Below are 21,713 nucleotides of genomic sequence, written 5' to 3'. Positions count from 1 at the left end.
GCGAAGGCTGCGATCTTTTGATTTTTAAAGGGAAATCGGTTTACGCCCGGCGAACGAATGCGCCAGCGTGCCGCCGTCGACCAGCTCCAGCTCACCGCCCAGTGGTACACCGTGGGCAATCCGCGAAGCGATCAGGCCTTTGTTCTGCAACAACTGGGCGATGTAGTGCGCGGTCGCCTCGCCCTCCACCGTCGGGTTGGTCGCGAGGATGACTTCAGTAAACGTCCCGGCCTCTTCAATCCGCGCCATCAGTTGTGGAATGCCGATCGCTTCCGGCCCCAGGCCATCCAGCGGCGACAAATGCCCCTTGAGCACGAAATAGCGGCCACGGAAACCGGTCTGTTCGACTGCATAGACGTCCATCGGTCCTTCGACCACGCAGAGCAGCGTGTCGTCGCGGCGCGGGTCGGCACATTGCGGGCACAAATCGTCCTCGGTCAGCGTACGGCACTGGCGGCAATGACCGACGCCTTCCATGGCCTGGCTCAAGGCCTGGGCCAGACGTGTACCACCGCTGCGATCACGTTCGAGCAACTGCAACGCCATGCGCTGAGCGGTTTTCTGACCCACGCCTGGCAAGGTGCGCAGCGCGTCGATCAGTTGGCGAATCAAAGGGCTGAAGCTCATGTGTAAACAGTCCGACTAAACAACGAGACGCGGTTTATACCCGCGCCTCTGGCCAGCGTCAAATCCTCAATCCTGGGCAACCCGGACCACCAGTTTGCCGAAGTTGCGCCCTTCCAGCAGACCGATAAAAGCCTCGGGAGCCTGCTCCAGGCCCTCGACCACGTCCTCGCGGAACTTGACCTTGCCGTCGCGCACCCACGGGACCATGTGGCTGATGAATTCCGGCTGGCGATCACCGTAGTCGTCAAACACGATGAAGCCCTGAATACGCACGCGCTTGGTCAGCAGCGTGCGTTGCAGCATCGGCAGGCGATCCGGGCCAGTCGGCGCCTCGGCAGCGTTGTAGCCGGCGATCAGGCCACACAACGGGATGCGCGCCTTGGGGTTGAGCAACGGCACGACCGCGTCGAAAACATGGCCGCCGACATTTTCGTAATAGATGTCGATGCCGTTGGGGCAGGCCTTGGCCAGTTGCTCGGCGAAGTCGTCGGCCTTGTGGTCGATGCAGGCATCAAAACCCAACTCCTCGACCACGTATTTGCATTTCTCGGCACCACCGGCCACGCCGACGGCGCGCAACCCTTTGATCTTCGCCACTTGGCCGACCACCGAGCCGACGGCACCAGACGCCGCAGCCACTACCAGGGTTTCGCCTTCTTTCGGCTGACCGATGTCCATCAGGCCCATGTAGGCGGTCATGCCCGGCATGCCCAGAACGCCGAGGGCCATCGATGGGCTCGGCAGCCCGGCGGGAATCGGCATGATGTTACGGCCGTCGCTGAGGCTGTGGCTTTGCCAGCCAGTCGCACCCACCACGAGATCGCCGGCGTGGAATTTCGGATGACGGGACTGCTCGACCCGGCTGACCGCGCCGCCCGTCATGACTTCGCCGATTTGCACTGGCGCGGCGTAGGATGGTGCGTCGCTCATGCGCCCGCGCATGTACGGGTCCAGCGACAGGTAGAGGGTTTTCAGCAGCACCTGCCCTTCCTGCAGATCCGGCAACGCCTCGCGCTCGAGACGGAAGTTCTCCGGGGTCGGCGCGCCGGTCGGGCGCGAGGCAAGAACGAAGCGTTGATTGAGGGTGAGAGGGTCGGACATGTCAGCGTCTCCTGTGAATGGGAAATTCGGTGATATAGGGAGCAGACCTTGGCAGTGGTGGTGTGTTCGATGTTTCTTCATGTGGATCGAGTCGGCCCCTTCGCGAGCAAGCCCGCTCCCACATCCGAGCGCATTTCTTGAGATGGAACGCAATGACCTGTGGGAGCGGGCTTGCTCGCGAAGGCGTCAGTCCTGCACGCCCATGACCATCAGGTAGAAACAAAAATGCCAGGCGCAATGCCTGGCATTTTGTGTAGCTCATCTGCCGCCCAATGGCGAATCAGAAAGGCAATTTCATACCCGCTGGCAGGTTCATGCCGGCGGTCATGCTGCCCATTTTTTCCTGGCTGTTGGCCTCGATCTTGCGCACGGCGTCGTTGACGGCGGCGGCGACCACGGCTTCGAGCATCTCTTTGTCGTCTTCGCTCAGGCCTTCGACCAGGCTTGGGTCGATGCTCACGCTTTTAACGTCGTGACGACCGGTCATCACCACGGTGACCATGTCGCCGCCGGCCTTGCCGGTGACTTCGGCGTTGGCCAGTTCTTCCTGCATCTTGGCCATTTTTTCCTGCATCTGCTGCGCCTGCTTCATCAGGCCGGCCATGCCACCTTTCATCATGGGAATCACCTCAAACGTACTTGGATAAAACAGCGCCCGGCCATCGAGGCCGAGCACCTTCAGTTATTAGCCTTGGGTGACCAAGGCGTCGACAGGTTCAATAGTATCGCTTCGCACCACCGCGCCGAACTGCTGAACCATCTGCTGGATGAACGGATCACCGTGGATCGACTCCTCCGCCTCGCGCTGACGGTTGGCGCGGCGCCGCGAGGCAGCCTGGGCCGGGGTTTCCTGCTCGGGCTTGATCAGCTCGATGGTCAGGGTCAGGGTGCGCCCGTGAAACTGGTTCAACACGTCGTTGAGACGACGCTGTTGCGTGGCGTTGAACAGGGCGCTGTGAGCCGGATCGAGGTGCATCAGCCAGTGATCGCCGTCTACCGCGATCAACGTGCAGTTCGCGGCGATGCTGCCGGTCATGCCGGAAATCGGCAGTTTCGGGAACAGCTCCAGCCATTGCAGGGCCAGGCCAGTGGCCGGCGCGGCGGCAGGTTCCGGCTCGGGCTCAGGCTCGGGATCGGCGGCGTGTTCGCTGGCCAGTTCGTCGAGGTAGCTGTAGGCCGAATCCATGTCCGGCTCGATGTAATCCTCATCCAGCGGCGGCTCGTCATCCATGTCCATACCCGGCGTAGCGGCATCGACCTCGGCGACGGACGGCTCGGGAATCGGCGCCGCGGCCCACTCCGGCGCATCCGGGACGACGCTGTCCGGGGTTGGCAGCGGCATTGGCGGCAGCTCGGGCTGCTCGCCAGCGGTTTCCAGCACCGGTTCTACGGCAGGTTGCTGTACAGGCGCCGGCTCGGGCTCGGCTTCTACCGGATCGTTCCATGGCAGATCGACCACAGCTTCGACGGCGACCGGCTCAGGCTCCGGTTGCGCTTCGACAACCGGCGCAACAGGTTCTGGCTCGGGCATTGACGCCGCTACGGCTGCCGGCTCAGCCACCGCTGCTGGCGCAACCGCCGCAGCGACCACCGGCGCAGGCTTGGGCGCGGCAGCCACTGAGTTTGCGGAATCAACTGTGGCCTGGCTGATCCCCACTGGCTTTAGCGGTTGCCTCGGCGCGTCCGCCGTGTCCGCCGGTCGGAACGCCAGCATCCGCAGCAAGACCATTTCGAAGCCGCCGCGCGGATCCGGCGCCAGCGGCAAGTCGCGGCGACCGATCAGGCCCATCTGGTAATAGAACTGCACGTCTTCGGCCGGCAACGCCTGGGCCAGGGCCAATACGCGATCACGGTCGCCATGACCATTGTCGACGCCTTCCGGCAGCGCCTGGGCGATGGCCACGCGGTGCAGCACGTTGAGAATTTCCGAGAGCACGCCGTTCCAGTCCGGGCCTTGCTCGGCCAAGTGACGCACGGCTTCGAGCAGCGCCTTGGCGTCGCCTTCGATCAGCGCATGCAGCACGCCATAGACCTGACCGTGATCCAGCGTGCCGAGCATCGCCCGCACGTCGGTAGCGAGCACCTTGCCTTCACCGAAAGCGATGGCCTGATCGGTCAGGCTCATGGCGTCACGCATCGAGCCGTCAGCAGCACGGCCGAGCAGCCACAGTGCATCGTCTTCGAACGGTACGTTTTCCGCCGTAAGCACGTGGGTCAAATGTTCGACCACACGCTCCGGCGTCATGTTTTTCAGGGAGAACTGCAGGCAGCGCGAAAGAATGGTTGCCGGAAGTTTCTGCGGATCAGTGGTCGCCAGGATGAACTTGACGTAGGGCGGCGGCTCTTCGAGGGTTTTCAGCAGCGCATTGAAGGAATGACTGGAGAGCATGTGCACTTCGTCGATCAGGTAGACCTTGAAGCGCCCACGGCTTGGCGCGTACTGCACGTTATCGAGCAACTCGCGAGTGTCTTCGACCTTGGTGCGGCTGGCGGCGTCGATCTCGATCAGGTCGACGAAACGGCCCTCATCGATCTCGCGGCACACCGAACATTCGCCACAGGGGCTGGAGGTGATGCCTGTCTCGCAGTTCAGGCACTTGGCAATGATCCGCGCGATGGTGGTCTTGCCGACCCCGCGCGTCCCGGTGAACAGGTAGGCGTGGTGCAGCCGCTGGCTGTCCAAGGCATTGATCAGAGCCTTGAGCACATGGGTCTGGCCGACCATTTCGCGGAACGAGCGCGGACGCCATTTACGTGCAAGAACCTGATAACTCATCGAAAACCGTCGCAGCGAAGGAAGCAGAAGCGGCTAATGCTAGCGGAGCAAGGGCAAAATTGCATCCGGTGTCCTCGTCTAATATGGCTAAGCTGCATCAGCAGAGGCTTTTATCGGCTCGGGACGGCGAATGACCGGAGCGTTTATGCGGTGGGCCCTGTGGGCATTGCTGGGAATCAGCCTCAACGCGATGGCCGCTCAAGCGCCGTTGCGCTTCGCCGTGCCGGACAGCTGGGCGATGCCGATGGTGCAACTGCAAGACGGCAGACCGACCCAAGGCATCCTGCACGACATTCTGCTCAGCCTGGCGACCCAGGTCGGCGCGCCGGCGCACTTCATCGTGCTGCCGCGCGCGCGGATACAGAGCGCCATGGAGCACGGCGACATCGATGTACGCTGCTATGCCGCCCAGTCTTGGCTGCCGAATCAGTCCGGCGATTACATCTGGAGCGTGCCGCTGTGGTTTCAGCGCGACCTGCTGGTCAGCCGCCAAGACCAATCCGCACGGATCGATCCCGCCCACCTGCCGCGCCAGGCCATCGGCACCGTCAACGGTTACAGCTACCCCACCCTGCAACCGCTGTTCAACGCCGATCAGTTACAACGCGAAGACGCGCGCAATCAGGAACAGGTGCTGGAGAAGCTCCTTGCCGGACGCTATCGCTACGCCGTGAGCAACCAGTGGACGCTGGACTGGATCAATCAGCGCCTGCTGCCGGAGCAGCAGTTGCGCGGGGTCGCGGTGCTGCAGGAACAGGATATCGGCTGCTATGTGAGAAACGACCCGAAGGTGCCGGTACAGCGAATTCTGCGGACGTTGCTGCGAATGAAAATGTCCGGCGAGATCGACGACATTATCCGGCTCTACACGGGCAGCTCCGGGAACACTCGATAACCCTGCCGGGGTGAGCCTGCTCGCTCTTGCAAACGCGTCGATCAATAACCGTGCGATTCGCGGAATTTCGGCTCGCGGCTGTGGTGATAATCGATCCACTCCACCACATCGTAAGGCAGATAAAGCTGCTGCCGGGAGCGGGACACGGCGATGTACACGGCGCAGATGCGCTGGTCGAATTCGTAGGCGTCCCTGAATTTCTCGTTACTGAGCAATGCCCGCGTCAACAGCACCCGCCTGAACTCCATGCCGCCGGCCTGCTCGGCCATCATCAACAGACAGGCCTTGCCCGGTTCGATGATCTTTTGGCTCAGTCGAGTCAGGTCGGCAATCCTGAAGCCTTCTTGCAGTTGTGCTTCGATCCACAGAAACGCCTCGTCGAAACGGTTGGCCTCGCGCACTTGCCGCCAATCGGCCATGTCACTGAAATAGGGGTGTGGCCCTTTCTCACTGGTCCCGGCGTTATAGAAATCGCGGCGGAACAATTCGATGGCGGTGGTCATGAAATGCTTGATGTCGTCCTGCGCTTCCCTGTCAGGGAAACTGAAGGCGCAATTGGAATCGTGCAGGTGAATGGCCCACATCATCGTGTCCCATGGCGACGCGGTCAGCACCACACAACCCTCCGGCGGCACGAAGGCTTCGGGGTAGTACTCAATATCGACGTCAGCGTGACGAGCGCCTTCAAACGGCACTTTGCTCTTGTGCGTGTGGCGCGAGATCAGCGGATTGACCAAGCGCTCGACATTGCGCCCCGAGCGCACCGAATAGCAGATATCGCTCTGGCGGACTTCACGCTTGCGCTTGAGAGCCTCACCCGTGGCCTGTTGATATTCATCGCCGAGGGTGATCAGCACCTGCTTCCCGCGCTCGATGATTTGCAGCAGCGACGCCGGCACATCCTGGCTCTCATCGATGATCACATGGGTGTAGCGCGGCGGGACGCGGCAACCGGAGAGACTGGCGCGCTTGATCATGAGCAACGTCTGAAAACCCGTCTGGCTGGACCAGGCCGGGTTGGCCTCGAGATAAACCCACAGGCGACTGGAATATTCCAGCAGCGCCTGCGAGTCAGCGCCGGTCAAGGGCTGCTGAAAATGCGGCAGGTGCCTGGCGCACAACGTGTGATCTCGTGAGGCGCAGTACAACTCCAGCACGCGCAGGCAGACCTCAAGGGTGCCCTGCCCATCGTGGTGGCGAAAGCCGAACATGTTCAGTTCCTGCGCCAGCGCCTGCTTGCTCGGGATCCGCGCTGGCGTCCTGGCCAAATGCACCCGGGGACCCAGTAGCTGGGCCTGGGCGAAATCGAAAAACGTCTGGCCAATTTCGGTGTCGTGGACCTGCACGATGTGCTTGCGCAACGTCGCCAGTTTGGCCGGGGTGCGCGCCAGCACCAGGGTGCGTTTCGAGCGCAGGCATTCGATCAGCGCACTGAGCATGTAGCTCTTGCCGATGCCTGCATAACCTTGCACGTGCAGGTCTTCGTCGAGATTGGCGCGAAAGGTTCGCAGCAGCTTGTCCTGCGCCGCGCTTAACCAGTGCTCACGCTCGCGTGGCGTGATCATTTGCTGGCGGAACGGGTTGTTCTGTTTCTGATGGCGAATCTTGTAGTCGACATCCCATTGCCCATCGGGCAACAGGTATTCCTGCGCAGTGACTTCATCGGCCATGAGAAACCGCAGGTTCAGACTCTTGAGCGCATTGAGGCCGAAGTACAATTTGCGCGAATCGAACAGCCGCCGCGCCTCTGAAATCAGTCCCGCCGATCCCGACCGCCGAGAGGTGACAGACCAGTCAATGAGTTTGGCGAGAATTTTTTCTGCGGCGCTGGCGCTCAAATCCTTTTCCGTGGCCTGGGCGAGATTTTGGATGACCAGCAATGCCGCCAGCTCCGGGTCGCTCAGGCTGGCCAGTGTCGCGTCACCGTCGGGCTGCAACAACGCCATACACGCATCGTGAGCGATGGGCAGAAATACCGGGGTGGCCAAATCAAAATGTTCCGGGTGCATACAACCTCGCCGTCTGGGCTTTGACACATCACCAGATCAGTCCTGGTCATTCTCGTCGTGCAATTGATGGGTGTGCGCTAGTTGCCCCTCGCTGCCGGCCTCGGGATTGACCCGCAGCTCGAAGGCGTAGTCGCCCAGCGTCCCGGACATGCCGCGTCGATCTCCACCGGCCGACACCGCCCCAGCATCAATCTGCGCCTGCACTTCGTAGAGCGCCATTTCCAGCAGTTTGCGCAGGTGTTCAGGGCTTTGCGCGGTGGCGTGCAGTTGCAGGTCGTATTGGCCGGCCACCGACTCAGCGATGGCCGGCTGAGCCTGCACCGCGACCGGCTGAGTCGTTTCTTCAGCCGCATTGAATACAGTCGAAGCCGCCAGGATGGCGGCGTGCTCTTCGTCCATCAGGTCGAGCACTCGTGACAGCTCCAGCGTGCGCTCGGGCTGCTCCTGCATTTGCGCTTTGACTTCCAGACGACGCAACTGCCATTCGCGCAGTTTTTCCCGGGTCAGATCGTCAATTTCACCCACTTGCCTTACCTCTCGATACCAGGCGAGGGAGTATGCCACTGTTCAGCTTCGACAGCCTCAAGGGCGCCGGGAGGCTGCGTTGCGGTTCCGCGCGTTTCTGATGGCGGATCAACGCCAAAGCCAAATCGCAGGCATAAAAAAACCGCAGTGGGCGAAACCCATGCAGTTCTGTTTGCAGCCTTTGGTTCGTTAAGGTGGTGCCCCCACCAGCCACACCCCGGCACACAATGTTCCCGCTGTGGCTGCTTCCTTCCGGATCTGACCAGGTTCACGGGTAATCGTTGCGGGGGGACCGATGGGGTCACCATAACGACGCTTGCCTGTCGGCGAGCCGCGCCATTGTACCTGTCTGAGATGAAGTTACAACCGTTGGTTGCAGATAAAAAATACCAACAGGTTCAAGGACATGCGAAGACGGCAAAAGATCGCAGCCTCCGGCAGCTCCTACAGGGCCAGGACTTCGTCTGCACGACCGCCCGCTTGCTGGATCACCAGATGAATGAAGTGCAGCTTGGCGATTGCCGCTGCCGGCAGCACGAAGGGATAGAAATCCGGCTGGCCCATGCTGCGCGACAGTTCGTTGAGCATGCCGGCCAGTTCGATCCACGCATTGACGAACGAGAGGAACGCCGTGCCGCCCGGATGCTCGGGGTCATACAGGGTGCTGGCCGGAAACGGCTGATAGTCGAAATCCATTTCCCGCGCGCTCATGCCAAAGCCCAGCGCGGTGTCCACCGCGTCCATCATGTGCAGGTAATGCGCCCAGGTTTCCGCCCAGTCTTCCCACGGATGCATGGTCGCGTAGGCACTGACGTAGTGCTGCGGCCAGTCCAGCGGTGCGCCTTGCTGATAATGCCGGTCCAGCGCCTCGGCGTAGCTGGCGCGCTCGTCGCCGAAGAGATTGCGGAACGCGTCCAGCCAAGGGCCGTTGGCGATGAGGCGATCCCAGTAGTAGTGGCCGACCTCATGGCGAAAATGCCCGAGCAGCGTGCGATAAGGCTCGTGCATCGCTGCTCTGACTTGCTCACGGTGAGCGTCGTCGGCCTCTTTGATGTCGAGGGTGATCAGGCCATTGGCGTGGCCGGTCATCGGCGCGTTGCCTTCCAGGTCGACACCGATGAAGTCGAACGCCAGCCCGGCTTCCTCATCCTTGGTTTTCGGGATGACCGGCAGGCCGAGAGTGATCAGTTGCGCGACGAGGCGGCGTTTGGCGATCTCGACCTTGCGCCAGCGCTCGGGGTTTTGCGCGACGGACAAATCGGGAATGGTGCGATTGAGGCTACAGGCGATGCACAAGGTGTCGTGATCGTTGGCCGGCAGCAGCCAGTTGCAGGCTGCGGGCATGTCGAGGTTGGCGCAGCGGCGAAACAGGCCGGCCTCAGGATCGACGTCAAGCGTCCAGGTGCCCTCTTCCGGCCCCGGTTGCAGCGAGGTCAGGCGACTTTGTTCGGGTTGGTAACCGAGCAAGGCGTTACAGGCCAGGCACTGACTGTTGCGAAAGAACAGCGACTGGCCGCAACGGCACGGCCAGACTTTGCTGTTGCGCGAGGTTCCGGCCACGAACGGCGCGATGATGCGGGAACTGAGCTGCTCGAAAAAGCGGTGCATGGCGATCTCTCCCTGGGACTGGCCAAGACTAGATCATTCCCGCGCACTGATCGTTCCCCCGCGCTGCTGCACCGCCTGAACCTGATAGCTGATCGTTCCCACGCTCCGCGTGGTAATGCATCCCGTGACGCTCTGCGTCACAGCGGACGCGGAGCGTCCGGGGCGGCATTCCCACGCGGAGCGTGGGAACGAACAGGGCGAGGTCACACGGTGATGCCGTGGGTTTTGAGGAAGGCGATAAACGCTTCTTCGTCCATGACCTTCACCCCCAGTTCGTTGGCCTTGGTCAGTTTCGACCCGGCACCCGGCCCTGCGACCACGCAATGGGTTTTCGCCGACACCGAACCGGCGACCTTGGCACCCAGGCTTTCCAGGTGATCCTTGGCCACATCCCGGCTCATCAACTCGACCTTGCCGGTCAGCACCCAGGTTTCGCCGGACAACGGCAGACCTTCGACGACTTTCTTTTCGCTCTGCCAATGCATGCCGAAATCGCGCAGCTGCTGCTCGGCCCGCTCGGCCAGTTGCCGATGCTCAGGCGAGGCGAAGAACTCGCGCACCGAATTGGCCTGTTTCTCCGGCAACGCCTGACGCATGTCCAGCCAGTCAGCGTTCATCACCGCATCCAGCGAGCCAAAGCGGTCAGCGAGTTTCTGCGCACCGCCGGGGCCAACGAAAGGAATGTGCAGTTTGTCGATCAAGCCGCCCAAGGTCGTACTGGCGGCGAACTCGGCGCCCAATTCGCCCTGATCCTGAATCTGCAAACCATGGCCAAGCAATTCGCTGATCACCTGCTGATTGTGCGCATCCTCAAAGAAACTGTGAATCTCGTGCGCGACTTCCAGGCCGACGTCCGGCAAGTAGGTCAGCACGTGAGGCAAGGCCTGTTGCACGCGCTCCAGCGAACCCAGCGAACGCGCCAACACCTTGGCCGTCTCTTCGCCAACATCGGGAATGCCGAGGGCGTAAATGAAACGTGCCAGGCTCGGCTGCTTGCTGTCTTCGATGGCTTTGAGCAGCTTGTTGCTCGATACCTCGGCGAAACCTTCCAGATCGACGATGTCGTCGAACTTCAGTGCGTAAAGATCGGCTGGTGAACTGACCAGACCTTCATCAACCAACTGCTCGACACTCTTGTCGCCCAGACCTTCGATGTCCATCGCCCGGCGCGAAACGAAGTGAATGATCGCCTGCTTCAGCTGCGCACCACAGGCCAGTCGCCCGACGCAGCGATACACGGCGCCTTCGCTGAAGGTTTCCCTGCCCTTGCTGCGCTTGACCAGTTGCGTACGCTCGACATGCGAGCCGCACACCGGGCAGTTTTCAGGAATGGCGACCGGGCGCGCGTCATCGGGGCGACGCTCGGTGACTACCTGCACCACTTGCGGAATCACATCGCCTGCGCGGCGGATGATCACCGTGTCGCCGATCATCAAGCCCAGCCGCGCCACTTCGTCCATGTTGTGCAGCGTGGCGTTGGCCACGGTGACGCCGGCGACTTTCACCGGTTTCAGACGCGCCACCGGCGTCACCGCACCGGTGCGGCCGACCTGGAACTCAACATCGAGCAATTCGGTGAGTTCTTCCATCGCCGGGAATTTGTGCGCGATTGCCCAGCGCGGCTCGCGGGCGCGGAAACCCAACTCGCGCTGGTCGGCGATGCTGTTGACCTTGAACACCACACCATCGATTTCATAGGCCAGCGAATCACGGCGCGCACCGATGTCGCGGTAGTATTCCAGGCATTCGTCAATACCTTTGGCCAATTTCAGTTCGTGGCTGATCGGCATGCCCCACTTCTGCAACTGCTTGAGGTTGCCGATGTGAGTGTCGGAAATATCGTGGGACACTTGGCCGATGCCGTAGCAGCAGAATTCCAGTGGACGATTGGCGGTGATCTTCGAATCGAGCTGGCGCAGGCTGCCCGCCGCCGCGTTGCGCGGGTTGGCGAAGGTTTTGCCGCCGATTTCCAGTTGCGAAGCATTGAGGCGCTCGAAACCGGCCTTGGACATGAACACTTCACCGCGCACTTCCAGCGTCGCCGGCCAGCCTTCGCCGTGCAGTTTCAGAGGAATGTTGCGCACGGTGCGCACGTTGACGCTGATGTCTTCGCCGGTGGTGCCATCGCCACGGGTAGCGCCGCGCACCAGCAGACCGTCCTGATACAGCAGGCTGACCGCCAGGCCATCAAGCTTCGGCTCGCAGCTGTATTCCACCGCCGCGCCGCCACCAAACAGATCACCCGCTGGCACATCGAGACCTTCGTTGACGCGGCGATCGAACTCGCGCATGTCGGCTTCTTCGAAGGCGTTGCCGAGGCTGAGCATGGGGATTTCGTGACGCACCTGAGTGAACGCGGTCAGCGCCATACTGCCGACGCGCTGGGTCGGCGAGTCGCTGGTGATCAGTTCCGGGTTGGCCGCTTCCAGTGCCTTGAGCTCGTGGAACAAGCGGTCGTATTCGGCATCCGGAATGCTCGGTTCGTCGAGAACGTGGTAGCGATAGTTGTGCTGATCCAGCTCAGCGCGCAGCTCTAGAATGCGGTTTTTGGCGGCGGTCATGGGTGTTCTCTCATAAAGCAAAAGAGCAGCCGAGGCTGCTCCAGTGTTATTCCATCATCGGCGGCGGGCCAGAAGATCGCAGCCTCGTTGCACTCGTCAGCTCCTACAAGCCGAAGGTTGCGATCTGTTGATTCAAGCCTTAGCGCTTCTGGGTCAGGGCGCGGCGTTCGAATTCGACGATGCGCTGACGGTAGTGCTCGATCGTCTGCGCGGTCAGCACGCTGCGCTGATCGTCTTTCAATTCGCCGTTCAATTCCTGGGACAGCTTGCGTGCTGCCGCCACCATCACGTCGAAAGCCTGCTTCGGATGACGCGGGCCTGGCAGGCCGAGGAAGAAGCTCACTGCCGGAGTGCTGAAATGGTCGATGTCGTCCAGATCGAAAATACCCGGCTTGACCGCATTGGCCATGGAGAACAGCACTTCACCGTTGCCGGCCATGCTTTCGTGACGGTGGAAAATATCCATCTCACCGAAACGCAGGCCGCTTTCGAGAATGTTCTGCAGCAGCGCCGGGCCCTTGAAGCCGGCCGGGTCACGGCAGATCACGCTGATCACCAGGACTTCTTCGGCTTGCGGCTGATCTTTTTCTGCCACGGCAGATGCAGGCTTGCTGTCTTCGGCAAAATCGTCGTCACGGCTGCTGAAGCTCGGACCGCCGTCCAGATCCAGGTCGAGGTTCAAGTCGCCCTGCGCCGGGCCGTTGCTGCCGCGCTTGCCGCGTTTCGAGCCGGATTCACGCGGCTCGCGGGCTTCGCGATTGGGCATGCTCACCGACGGCAGATCGTGCTCGTCCAGTTGCGGCTCTTTGTGCGTATCCAAGACGCGGGCCGGGCCCAACAGCTCGGCGCTGGTGTCCTCGTCCGGCAGATTGGACAGGCTCCGGTCGAGACGGAATTTCAGCTTTCCCTTGCCGCCGCGCATACGGCGCCAGCCATCGAAAAGAATACCGGCAATCACAATGATGCCGATGACGATCAGCCACTCGCGCAGACCGATTTCCATGTAATCCCGTGCCTCTATAAAAAATGCTGAAAAAATAAGGGGTTTACACTGCGTAAACCGCTTTAAAACGTGGCGCCAACTCTATGTTCTGACAGGCGTTTTGCCCACGTATACGAAAAATTGACATTAAACTAGCACGACCAAAGACAACTTTACACCGTCTGTCTCATTTGGCTTGCGCGAATATGTCGATTGGCCATCCAGCCGATGTCGGTAAAAAGTCCTACAGACCTCCAAAACTATTCCCACACCAAACCGACTCAGGCATCCACCATCGCCATTGCCTCTTCGACATCCACTGCCACCAGTCGCGAACAACCCGGTTCATGCATGGTCACGCCCATCAACTGCTCGGCCATTTCCATGGCGATCTTGTTGTGGGTGATATAGATGAACTGCACGGTTTGCGACATCTCTTTGACCAAGCGTGCGTAGCGTCCAACGTTAGCGTCATCCAGTGGCGCGTCAACCTCATCGAGCATGCAGAACGGCGCCGGGTTCAACTTGAAGATGGCAAACACCAGTGCCAGTGCCGTCAGGGCTTTTTCGCCGCCGGAGAGCAAATGGATGGTGCTGTTCTTCTTTCCGGGCGGCTGCGCCATGATCGTCACCCCTGTATCGAGTAGATCTTCGCCCGTCAGTTCCAAATACGCGCGCCCGCCACCGAAAACTTTCGGGAAAAGTGCCTGTAATCCGCCGTTGATCTGATCAAAGGTATCTTTGAAACGGTTGCGGGTTTCCTTGTCGATCTTGCGAATGACGTTTTCCAGAGTCTCTAGCGCCTCGACCAGGTCGGCGTCCTGTGCATCCAGATAACGTTTACGCTCCGATTGTTGCGTGTATTCGTCGATGGCGGCGAGGTTGATCGCACCCAGGCGCTGAATGCGCGCGTTGATGCGTTCGAGTTCATCTTCGGCTTCGCGTTCACTGGCCTGCGCCGTCAATGTGGCGAGCACGCCATTGAGGTCGTAGCCATCTTCGAGCAATTGATCCTGCAAAGCCTTGCGGCGCACGGTCAGGGCTTGCCACTCCATACGTTGCTGTTCGAGCTGGCCGCGAATCAACTGCGATTGCTGCTCGGCCTGGGTCCGACGCTTTTCCGCGTCACGCAGTTCGCGGTCGGCGTCCTCCAGAGCGATTTGCGCCGTTTTGAGCTCTTCGTCGACGGTCATGCGCTTGTCGAGCAGTTCTTCGAGTTTCAGACGCAGCTCTTCCAGCGGCGCCTCGCCCTCCTCCAGGTTCAGGCTCAGCTGTTCGCGTTTTTCGGTCAGACGCTCGGCCTGCATTTCCAGGCGCTCCAGCGCCTGTCGCGTGGAATCGTGCTGAGCGCGCAGCGAGCCGAGACGCACGGCCAGTTGATGGGCATGATCCTTGTGCTGCCGGGCTTCCTGGCGCACGCGATCAAGGCGTTCGCGTAGGCTGTCGCGCTGGGCCAACAGCAATTCGCGCTGTTCGGTGTCCAGCGCCATGGCATCCAGCGCTTCCTGCAATTGCATGCGCGCTTCGCCGACCTGCTCGTGCTCGAGCTCACGCTGTTCGGCGAGTTCAACCAATTCTTCATCGAGGCGGGTGCGGCGCAACGTCAATTGTTCGGCCTTGGCTTTACCGGCCGACAGCTGCGCCTTCAGTTCGCCTTGCTGGCGCGCTTCGTCCTGCAGCAAGCGGCGCAGATGTTCGCGGCCGTTTTCCTGCTGGCGCTGTTGCGCGCGCAGTGTTTGCAGGCGGGTTTCCATGGCCTCGACCGTGGCTTCGCGCTCTTCGCGCTCCAGTTGCAGGTCTTCGATTTCCTGGCCACGAGCGAGCATGCCGCTTTCCGCTTCGCTGGCGCGACGTACGCGCAAAAAGTGCCGACCGACCCAATAGCCATCGCGGCTGATCAGGCTTTCGCCAGCGCCGAGCTGCCCGCGCAAGGCCAGCGCCTGCTCAAGGCTGTCGACCGGTTTGACCTGACCCAGCCACGGCGACAGATCGATCTGCGCCTCGACTTTGTCCAGCAGGCTGCCCGCCACCCGCACGCCATCGCTGGCCGGACTGAGCAAGCGCAGATCGCCCTGAGTGAAACCGGACAAATCAAAACCGCTGAAGTCGTCGACCAGCACCGCTTGCAGATCAGCACCGAGCACGGTTTCCACCGCCAGCTCCCAACCCGCCTCGACCTTCAAGCCTTCGGCCAGACGCGGACGCTCGGCGAGGTTGTGTTCCTTCAACCATTCGGCGGTGCCGGTGCCCGGATCCAGCGCTGCCTGCTGCAAGGCTTCAAGGGATGCGAGGCGCCCGTTGAGCCGCTGCAGATCGCCCTGCGCCTGTTGCTGCGCGGTCAACGCATGCTGTAATTCCTGACGTAGTTGTTCGAGCTTTTCGACTTGCGCTTCTTCGCTGGTCTGCAAATCTTCCAGGGTCGCTTCGGATTCGGCGAGCTGCTCGTTGAGCGCCATGATCGCCGCGTCTTCCGGGTCGGCGGAGAGCAACGCGCGCTCTTCAGCGAGGCGTTTCTGCCGGTCGGCGAGGCGCTCCATGCTGCTTTCCAGCTGCTGGATCCGCGATTGCTGGACTTCAGCCTGACGGCGCGGTTCGGCAGCGGTGAGGTTGAAAGCGTCCCACTGCTCCTGCCAGCCGTGCATGGTGGTTTCGGCTTCTTCGAGGGCCGCGGCGGCTTCCTCGGCAGCAGCGCTGGTGACTTCCTGCTCGGGGGTGAGCATGTCGAGCTCTTCGCCGAGGGTCAGCAGCAACGTGCGGTCGTGGCCCAGGTGCGATTCGGTTTCCAGACGCGCACGTTCGGCTTCTTTCAGGTCATCCTGCAATTGACGCAGGCGTTGCTGGCCATGCTGGATGCTCTGCTCGACCCGGGCGATGTCGCCGCCGACCGAATAGAAACGACCCTGCACCAGATTGAAGCGCTCGGACAAATCATGGTGGCCGTCGCGCAGGCGTTCGATGGCCGCATCAGCGTTACGCTGTTCAGCGACCAACGCTTCGAAGCTGACTTCCTGGTTGCCGATGATCGACTCGCGCTGACCGACCTGCTCGTTAAGATCCTGCCAGCGCAATGCCGAAAGTTGCGCCTTGAGCTGACGCTCTTCGGCCTTGAATTCCTGATACTTCTTCGCCGCTTCGGCCTGGCGGTGCAGACGTTCGAGCTGGCGCTCCAGCTCTTCGCGCAGGTCGGTCAGGCGGGCGAGGTTCTCGTGGGTACGGCGGATGCGGTTTTCAGTCTCGCGGCGGCGCTCCTTGTATTTGGAGATGCCCGCTGCTTCTTCGATGAAATTGCGTAGGTCTTCAGGCTTGGATTCGATCAGCTTGGAGATCATCCCCTGTTCGATGATCGAATAGCTGCGCGGGCCGAGGCCGGTGCCGAGGAAGATATCGGTGATGTCGCGCCGACGGCATTTGGTGCCGTTGAGGTAATAAGTGGTCTGGCTGTCGCGGGTGACTTTGCGACGAATGGAGATTTCCGCGTACGCCGCGTATTCGCCGAGCAGCGTGCCGTCGGAGTTGTCGAACACCAGCTCGATACTGGCCTGGCTCACCGGTTTGCGGCTGGTCGAACCGTTGAAGATGACGTCGGTCATCGACTCGCCACGCAGGTTCTTCGCCGAACTTTCGCCCATCACCCAGCGCACAGCGTCGATGATGTTCGATTTGCCGCAACCGTTCGGCCCGACGACCGCCGCCATGTTACTGGGGAAGTTCACAGTGGTCGGATCGACGAAGGATTTGAACCCCGCCAGTTTGATGCACTTTAGCCGCACGCTCAGGCAACCGTCAGCGCAGACACCACCAGATCGCAGCTGCGCTGGGCATATGCCGTGAGCACGATGCGGATCTGCGGCAAATCACGGGCGAGAACGGCGGCGAGCAAGCGTTCGAACAGTTCGAGGAATTCGCTCATTTCCGCCTTGCGCTGTTCGAGGGCGAGGAAATATGCGCGGCTCATCGCCGGCTGGAGGTTCTCGACGGTTTCCTGCAGGTATGGGTTGTTGGCAAATGGATAGGCGGCGCGCATCACCGCGAAGCTGTCATCGACAAAACTGCGGATATCGCCGCGCTCGTAACTGGCGGTCAGGCGCTGCTGGATCTGCACGAACGGCGCCATGTCCGACTGCACTTGCCAGCCATTGGCCACCGAATTGCCGAGCAGGATGTACAGCTCGCTCATCAGCGTGCACAGGCTCTGCACCTTGTGCGGCGTCAGCTCGGTAACGTGGGCGCCACGACGCGGCAGGATCGCGATCAGGTGACGGCGTTCGAGGATCAGCAAGGCTTCGCGGACCGAACCGCGGCTGACGTTGAGCGCCAGCGTGACCTTCTGTTCCTGGATGCGCTCTCCTGGCTTCATTTCGCCACGAATGATGCGTTCGGCGAGGTGGTGAGCGATTTGCTCGGCGAGGCTGTCCGGCGCCTTGAACGTCATGGTTGTCCTTCAAACTCTATCGATCTGCACAAGCGGCGCAGTGTAGCGCAAATGCACGGTCATGGCGGAGTGCCCACTCAGCGGTTTTTGGCACGAATCCCGCAAAAAAGCGCAGTGACCGATGAAGGTCAATACTGAATAGACACGCTGTTGATCGACGAAACGAATTTTCCTGACCTTTAAGTCAGAAAACCATTGACCGAAAAGTCAGACCTGCTAAATTCGGTTCACGTCGGTTAACAACAATAATGAGTCTGCGAGGCCTTCCGTGATCCAGTTTTTACTTAACCAGGAGCTCCGTAGCGAGCACGCCCTGGACCCGAACCTGACTGTGCTCAATTACCTGCGTGAACACGTAGGCAAACCCGGCACCAAAGAAGGTTGCGCCAGTGGCGACTGCGGCGCCTGCACCGTGGTGGTTGGCGAGTTGCAGACCGACGACACGGGGCGTGAACATATTCGCTATCGCAGCCTCAACTCGTGCCTGACTTTCGTCTCGTCCTTGCACGGCAAACAACTGATCAGCGTTGAAGACCTCAAGCACAAGGGCGAACTGCACAGCGTGCAGAAAGCCATGGTCGAGTGCCACGGTTCGCAGTGCGGCTTCTGCACCCCCGGTTTCGTCATGTCGTTGTTCGCCCTGCAGAAGAACAGTGACGCGCCGGACCAGGCCAAGGCTCACGAAGCGCTGGCCGGCAACCTCTGCCGCTGCACTGGCTACCGGCCGATTCTCGCCGCTGCCGAACAATCCTGCTGCGGCAAACAGGCGGATCAGTTCGATGCCCGAGAAGCGGAAACCATCGCCCGTCTCAAAGCCATAGCCCCGACCGATATCGGTGAACTCAACAGCGGCGACAAGCGCTGCCTGGTGCCACTGACTGTGGCCGATCTGGCCGACCTCTACGACGCTTATCCACAAGCCCGACTGCTCGCTGGCGGTACCGATCTGGCTCTGGAAGTCACCCAGTTCCACCGTACACTGCCGGTAATGATCTACGTCGGCAACGTCGCCGAAATGAAACGCATCGAAACCTTTGACGATCGCATCGAAATCGGCGCCGCCACCGCCCTCTCCGACTGCTACGAAGCGTTGAACGCCGAGTACCCGGACTTCGGCGAACTGCTGCACCGCTTCGCCTCGTTGCAAATCCGCAATCAGGGCACCCTCGGCGGCAACATCGGCAACGCCTCGCCGATCGGTGACTCGCCGCCGCTGCTGATCGCCCTCGGCGCGCAGATCGTGCTGTGCAAAGGCGAGACCCGCCGTGCATTGAATCTGGAAGATTACTTCATCGACTACCGCGTCACCGCGCGGCAGGAAAGCGAGTTCATCGAAAAAATCATCGTCCCGCGTGCCAGCGCCGAGCAGCTGTTCCGTGCCTATAAAGTGTCCAAGCGTCTGGACGACGACATTTCCGCCGTCTGCGCTGCGTTCAATCTGCGCGTGGAAAACGACGTGATCGCCGACGCCCGCGTGGCCTTCGGCGGCATGGCGGCGATCCCCAAACGCGCCGCGCATTGCGAAGCCGTGCTGCAAGGCGCGCCGTTCAATAACGCTGTGATCGAACGCGCCTGCGCCGCGCTGGCCGAAGACTTCACGCCGCTGAGCGACTTCCGCGCCAGCAAGGAATATCGCCTGCTCAGCGCGCAAAACCTGCTGCGCAAATACTTCATCGAACTGCAAACACCGCACATCGAGACTCGGGTGACCGCTTATGTCTAACCATCACGCCGTAGAGAAGACTCAAGCTGAACTGGCCGAACTGTTCGCCCAGAACCTGACAACTGGAGTCGGCCGCAGCGTCAAACACGACAGCGCCGCCAAGCATGTGTCCGGTGAAGCGCAGTACATCGATGATCGCCTGGAATTTCCCAACCAACTGCACCTCTATGCACGCCTGTCGGACCGCGCACACGCGAAAATCCTCAGCATCGACACGCAGCCGTGCTACGCCTTCGAAGGCGTGCGCATCGTCATCACCCACGAAGACGTGCCAGGCCTGAAAGACATCGGCCCGCTGATGCCGGGCGACCCGCTGCTGGCCATCGATGACGTGCAGTTCGTCGGCCAGCCGGTACTCGCAGTGGCTGCGAAAGATCTGGAAACCGCACGCAAAGCGGCGATGGCCGCGATCATCGAATACGAAGACCTCGAACCGGTGCTCGACGTCGTCGAAGCCCTGCGCAAACGCCACTTCGTGCTCGACAGCCACACCCATCAGCGCGGCGATTCGGTGTCCGCGCTGGCCAGCGCCGAACATCGCATTCAAGGCACGCTGCACATCGGCGGCCAGGAACACTTTTACCTGGAGACGCAGATCTCTTCAGTGATGCCTACTGAAGACGGCGGCATGATCGTCTACTGCTCGACGCAGAACCCGACCGAAGTGCAGAAACTGGTCGCCGAAGTGCTCGACGTGTCGATGAACAAGATCGTCGTCGACATGCGCCGCATGGGCGGTGGTTTCGGTGGCAAGGAAACCCAGGCTGCGAGCCCGGCGTGCCTGTGCGCGGTGGTTGCGCACCTCACCGGCCAGCCGACCAAGATGCGCCTGCCGCGCGTCGAAGACATGCTCATGACCGGCAAGCGCCACCCGTTCTATGTCGAGTACGACGTCGGTTTCGACAGCAGCGGCCGCCTGCACGGGATCAACATGGAGCTGGCCGGTAACTGCGGCTGCTCGCCGGATCTGTCGGCGTCGATCGTCGACCGCGCGATGTTCCACTCGGATAATTCATACTATCTCGGCGATGCCACCATCAACGGTCACCGCTGCAAGACCAACACCGCGTCGAACACCGCCTATCGCGGCTTCGGTGGCCCGCAGGGCATGGTCGCCATCGAAGAAGTGATGGATGCGATTGCCCGCCACCTCAACCTCGATCCGCTGGCCGTGCGCAAGGCCAACTACTACGGCAAGACCGAGCGCAACGTCACCCATTACTACCAGACCGTCGAGCACAACATGCTCGAAGAGATGACCGCCGAACTGGAAGCCAGCAGCCAGTACGCCGAGCGCCGCGAAGCGACCCGTCGCTACAACGCCAACAGCCCGATCCTGAAAAAGGGTCTGGCACTGACCCCTGTGAAATTCGGTATTTCCTTCACCGCCAGCTTCCTCAATCAGGCCGGCGCGCTGATCCACATCTACACCGACGGCAGCATCCATCTGAACCACGGCGGTACGGAAATGGGTCAGGGTCTGAACACCAAAGTCGCCCAGGTTGTGGCTGAAGTTTTCCAGGTCGACATCGACCGCGTGCAGATCACCGCGACCAACACCGACAAGGTGCCGAACACCTCGCCGACCGCCGCCTCCAGTGGTGCAGACCTGAACGGCAAAGCCGCGCAAAATGCTGCGCAGACCATCAAGCAACGCTTGGTCGAATTCGCCGCGCGGCACTACAAGGTCAGCGAAGAAGACGTCGAATTCCGCAATGGTCACGTGCGTGTCCGTGAGCAGATTCTGACCTTCGAAGCGCTGATCCAGCAGGCATATTTCAATCAGGTGTCGCTGTCGAGCACCGGTTTCTACAAGACCCCGAAAATCTACTACGACCGCAGTCAGGCCCGTGGTCGTCCGTTCTACTACTTCGCCTTTGGCGCGGCGTGCTGCGAAGTGATCGTCGACACCCTGACCGGCGAGTACAAGATGCTGCGCACCGACATCCTGCATGACGTCGGCGCCTCGCTGAACCCGTCGATCGACATCGGTCAGGTCGAGGGCGGTTTCGTCCAGGGCATGGGCTGGCTGACCATGGAAGAGCTGGTCTGGAACAACAAGGGCAAGTTGATGACCAACGGCCCGGCCAGCTACAAGATCCCGGCCGTGGCGGACATGCCGCTGGATCTGCGGGTGAAACTGGTGGAAAACCGCAAGAATCCGGAAGACACGGTGTTCCATTCCAAAGCCGTCGGTGAACCGCCGTTCATGCTCGGGATCGCCGCATGGTGCGCGATCAAGGATGCGGTGGCGAGCCTCGGTGACTACAAGCATCAGCCGAAAATCGACGCGCCGGCGACCCCGGAGCGGGTGTTGTGGGGGTGTGAGCAGATGCGCCAGCTCAAAGCGGTGAAAACAACCGCGACCGAAGTCGAGGTTGTTTGATGATCGTTCCCACGCTCCGCGTGGGAATGCAGCCCGCGACGCTCTGCGTCGCTCCCTGAACAGCGGACGCGGAGCGTCCAGTGATGCA

At 61.1% G+C, this 21,713-nt stretch carries 14 protein-coding genes and 1 other RNA gene; 3 read left to right on the top strand and 12 right to left on the bottom strand.

Annotated elements, in window-relative coordinates; translation table 11 throughout:
• Nucleotides 1–24: 24 nt before the first annotated feature.
• The 4 genes from recR to dnaX all read right to left on the bottom strand — a co-directional run bounded on the left by recR (nt 25) and on the right by dnaX (nt 4,504).
• Nucleotides 25–627: a recombination mediator RecR gene (gene recR / locus ACIGDJ_RS22905; RefSeq protein WP_064363871.1), complete on the bottom strand. Its 603-nt coding sequence runs from the start codon at nt 625–627 to the stop codon at nt 25–27.
• A 66-nt stretch (nt 628–693) separates the two neighbouring features.
• Entirely contained in the window at nt 694–1,728 is a 1,035-nt protein-coding gene (locus ACIGDJ_RS22900) for an NADP-dependent oxidoreductase (RefSeq protein WP_101157361.1), read from the bottom strand.
• A 280-nt stretch (nt 1,729–2,008) separates the two neighbouring features.
• Nucleotides 2,009–2,347, bottom strand: coding sequence for a YbaB/EbfC family nucleoid-associated protein (locus ACIGDJ_RS22895; protein WP_003223337.1), 339 nt, complete (start codon nt 2,345–2,347; stop codon nt 2,009–2,011).
• A 66-nt stretch (nt 2,348–2,413) separates the two neighbouring features.
• Nucleotides 2,414–4,504 (bottom strand): DNA polymerase III subunit gamma/tau, encoded by a 2,091-nt coding sequence (gene dnaX, locus ACIGDJ_RS22890; RefSeq protein WP_101157359.1) that lies wholly within the window; start codon nt 4,502–4,504, stop codon nt 2,414–2,416.
• 145 nt (nt 4,505–4,649) lie between these two features.
• Between dnaX and ACIGDJ_RS22885 the strand changes: the two genes are divergently transcribed.
• Entirely contained in the window at nt 4,650–5,399 is a 750-nt protein-coding gene (locus ACIGDJ_RS22885; RefSeq protein ID WP_397479624.1) for a substrate-binding periplasmic protein, read from the top strand.
• 41 nt (nt 5,400–5,440) lie between these two features.
• Here ACIGDJ_RS22885 and ACIGDJ_RS22880 read toward each other — a convergent pair whose 3' ends face one another.
• The 8 genes from ACIGDJ_RS22880 to ACIGDJ_RS22845 all read right to left on the bottom strand — a co-directional run bounded on the left by ACIGDJ_RS22880 (nt 5,441) and on the right by ACIGDJ_RS22845 (nt 17,516).
• On the bottom strand, nt 5,441–7,408 hold the full coding sequence (locus ACIGDJ_RS22880) for a hypothetical protein (RefSeq protein ID WP_397479623.1): 1,968 nt from the start codon (nt 7,406–7,408) through the stop codon (nt 5,441–5,443).
• A 36-nt stretch (nt 7,409–7,444) separates the two neighbouring features.
• On the bottom strand, nt 7,445–7,933 hold the full coding sequence (locus tag ACIGDJ_RS22875; RefSeq protein ID WP_313004436.1) for a hypothetical protein: 489 nt from the start codon (nt 7,931–7,933) through the stop codon (nt 7,445–7,447).
• Nucleotides 7,934–8,134: 201 nt separating this feature from the next.
• Nucleotides 8,135–8,231: signal recognition particle sRNA small type (gene ffs, locus ACIGDJ_RS22870), an RNA gene on the bottom strand.
• A 146-nt stretch (nt 8,232–8,377) separates the two neighbouring features.
• Nucleotides 8,378–9,541: a putative zinc-binding metallopeptidase gene (locus ACIGDJ_RS22865; RefSeq protein WP_397479622.1), complete on the bottom strand. Its 1,164-nt coding sequence runs from the start codon at nt 9,539–9,541 to the stop codon at nt 8,378–8,380.
• Between the two features lie 203 nt (nt 9,542–9,744).
• On the bottom strand, nt 9,745–12,102 hold the full coding sequence (gene ligA, locus ACIGDJ_RS22860; RefSeq protein WP_397479621.1) for an NAD-dependent DNA ligase LigA: 2,358 nt from the start codon (nt 12,100–12,102) through the stop codon (nt 9,745–9,747).
• A gap of 139 nt (nt 12,103–12,241) precedes the next feature.
• On the bottom strand, nt 12,242–13,105 hold the full coding sequence (gene zipA, locus ACIGDJ_RS22855; RefSeq protein WP_101157350.1) for a cell division protein ZipA: 864 nt from the start codon (nt 13,103–13,105) through the stop codon (nt 12,242–12,244).
• Between the two features lie 260 nt (nt 13,106–13,365).
• On the bottom strand, nt 13,366–16,854 hold the full coding sequence (gene smc / locus ACIGDJ_RS22850) for a chromosome segregation protein SMC (protein ID WP_313004426.1): 3,489 nt from the start codon (nt 16,852–16,854) through the stop codon (nt 13,366–13,368).
• Between the two features lie 2 nt (nt 16,855–16,856).
• On the bottom strand, nt 16,857–17,516 hold the full coding sequence (locus ACIGDJ_RS22845) for a GntR family transcriptional regulator (RefSeq protein WP_016773849.1): 660 nt from the start codon (nt 17,514–17,516) through the stop codon (nt 16,857–16,859).
• Between the two features lie 268 nt (nt 17,517–17,784).
• Between ACIGDJ_RS22845 and xdhA the strand changes: the two genes are divergently transcribed.
• Together xdhA and xdhB are read left to right on the top strand one after the other, a co-directional pair.
• Nucleotides 17,785–19,239, top strand: a complete 1,455-nt coding sequence (gene xdhA / locus ACIGDJ_RS22840; RefSeq protein WP_397479619.1) for a xanthine dehydrogenase small subunit — start codon at nt 17,785–17,787, stop codon at nt 19,237–19,239.
• Nucleotides 19,232–21,625 carry a xanthine dehydrogenase molybdopterin binding subunit gene (gene xdhB, locus ACIGDJ_RS22835; RefSeq protein WP_397479618.1) on the top strand — a complete coding sequence of 798 codons (2,394 nt, stop codon included), beginning with the start codon at nt 19,232–19,234 and terminating at the stop codon, nt 21,623–21,625. The genes xdhA and xdhB overlap by 8 nt, the downstream gene beginning before the upstream one ends.
• Nucleotides 21,626–21,713 lie beyond the last annotated feature (88 nt).

It is taken from the genome of Pseudomonas sp. NPDC079367 (genome assembly GCF_044542195.1).
In the GTDB taxonomy this organism is placed as follows: domain Bacteria; phylum Pseudomonadota; class Gammaproteobacteria; order Pseudomonadales; family Pseudomonadaceae; genus Aquipseudomonas.
This window is presented reverse-complemented; position numbering and strand designations above follow the sequence as displayed.

Coding starts and splice junctions, on each gene's coding strand:
- ACIGDJ_RS22885 (WP_397479624.1), top strand. CDS start 4,650: ATGCGGTGGGCCCTGTGGGCATTGCTGGGAATCAGCCTCAACGCGATG.
- ACIGDJ_RS22865 (WP_397479622.1), bottom strand. CDS start 9,541: ATGCACCGCTTTTTCGAGCAGCTCAGTTCCCGCATCATCGCGCCGTTC.
- ligA (WP_397479621.1), bottom strand. CDS start 12,102: ATGACCGCCGCCAAAAACCGCATTCTAGAGCTGCGCGCTGAGCTGGAT.
- ACIGDJ_RS22845 (WP_016773849.1), bottom strand. CDS start 17,516: ATGACGTTCAAGGCGCCGGACAGCCTCGCCGAGCAAATCGCTCACCAC.
- ACIGDJ_RS22900 (WP_101157361.1), bottom strand. CDS start 1,728: ATGTCCGACCCTCTCACCCTCAATCAACGCTTCGTTCTTGCCTCGCGC.
- ACIGDJ_RS22880 (WP_397479623.1), bottom strand. CDS start 7,408: ATGCACCCGGAACATTTTGATTTGGCCACCCCGGTATTTCTGCCCATC.
- recR (WP_064363871.1), bottom strand. CDS start 627: ATGAGCTTCAGCCCTTTGATTCGCCAACTGATCGACGCGCTGCGCACC.
- xdhB (WP_397479618.1), top strand. CDS start 19,232: ATGTCTAACCATCACGCCGTAGAGAAGACTCAAGCTGAACTGGCCGAA.
- zipA (WP_101157350.1), bottom strand. CDS start 13,105: ATGGAAATCGGTCTGCGCGAGTGGCTGATCGTCATCGGCATCATTGTG.
- dnaX (WP_101157359.1), bottom strand. CDS start 4,504: ATGAGTTATCAGGTTCTTGCACGTAAATGGCGTCCGCGCTCGTTCCGC.
- ACIGDJ_RS22895 (WP_003223337.1), bottom strand. CDS start 2,347: ATGATGAAAGGTGGCATGGCCGGCCTGATGAAGCAGGCGCAGCAGATG.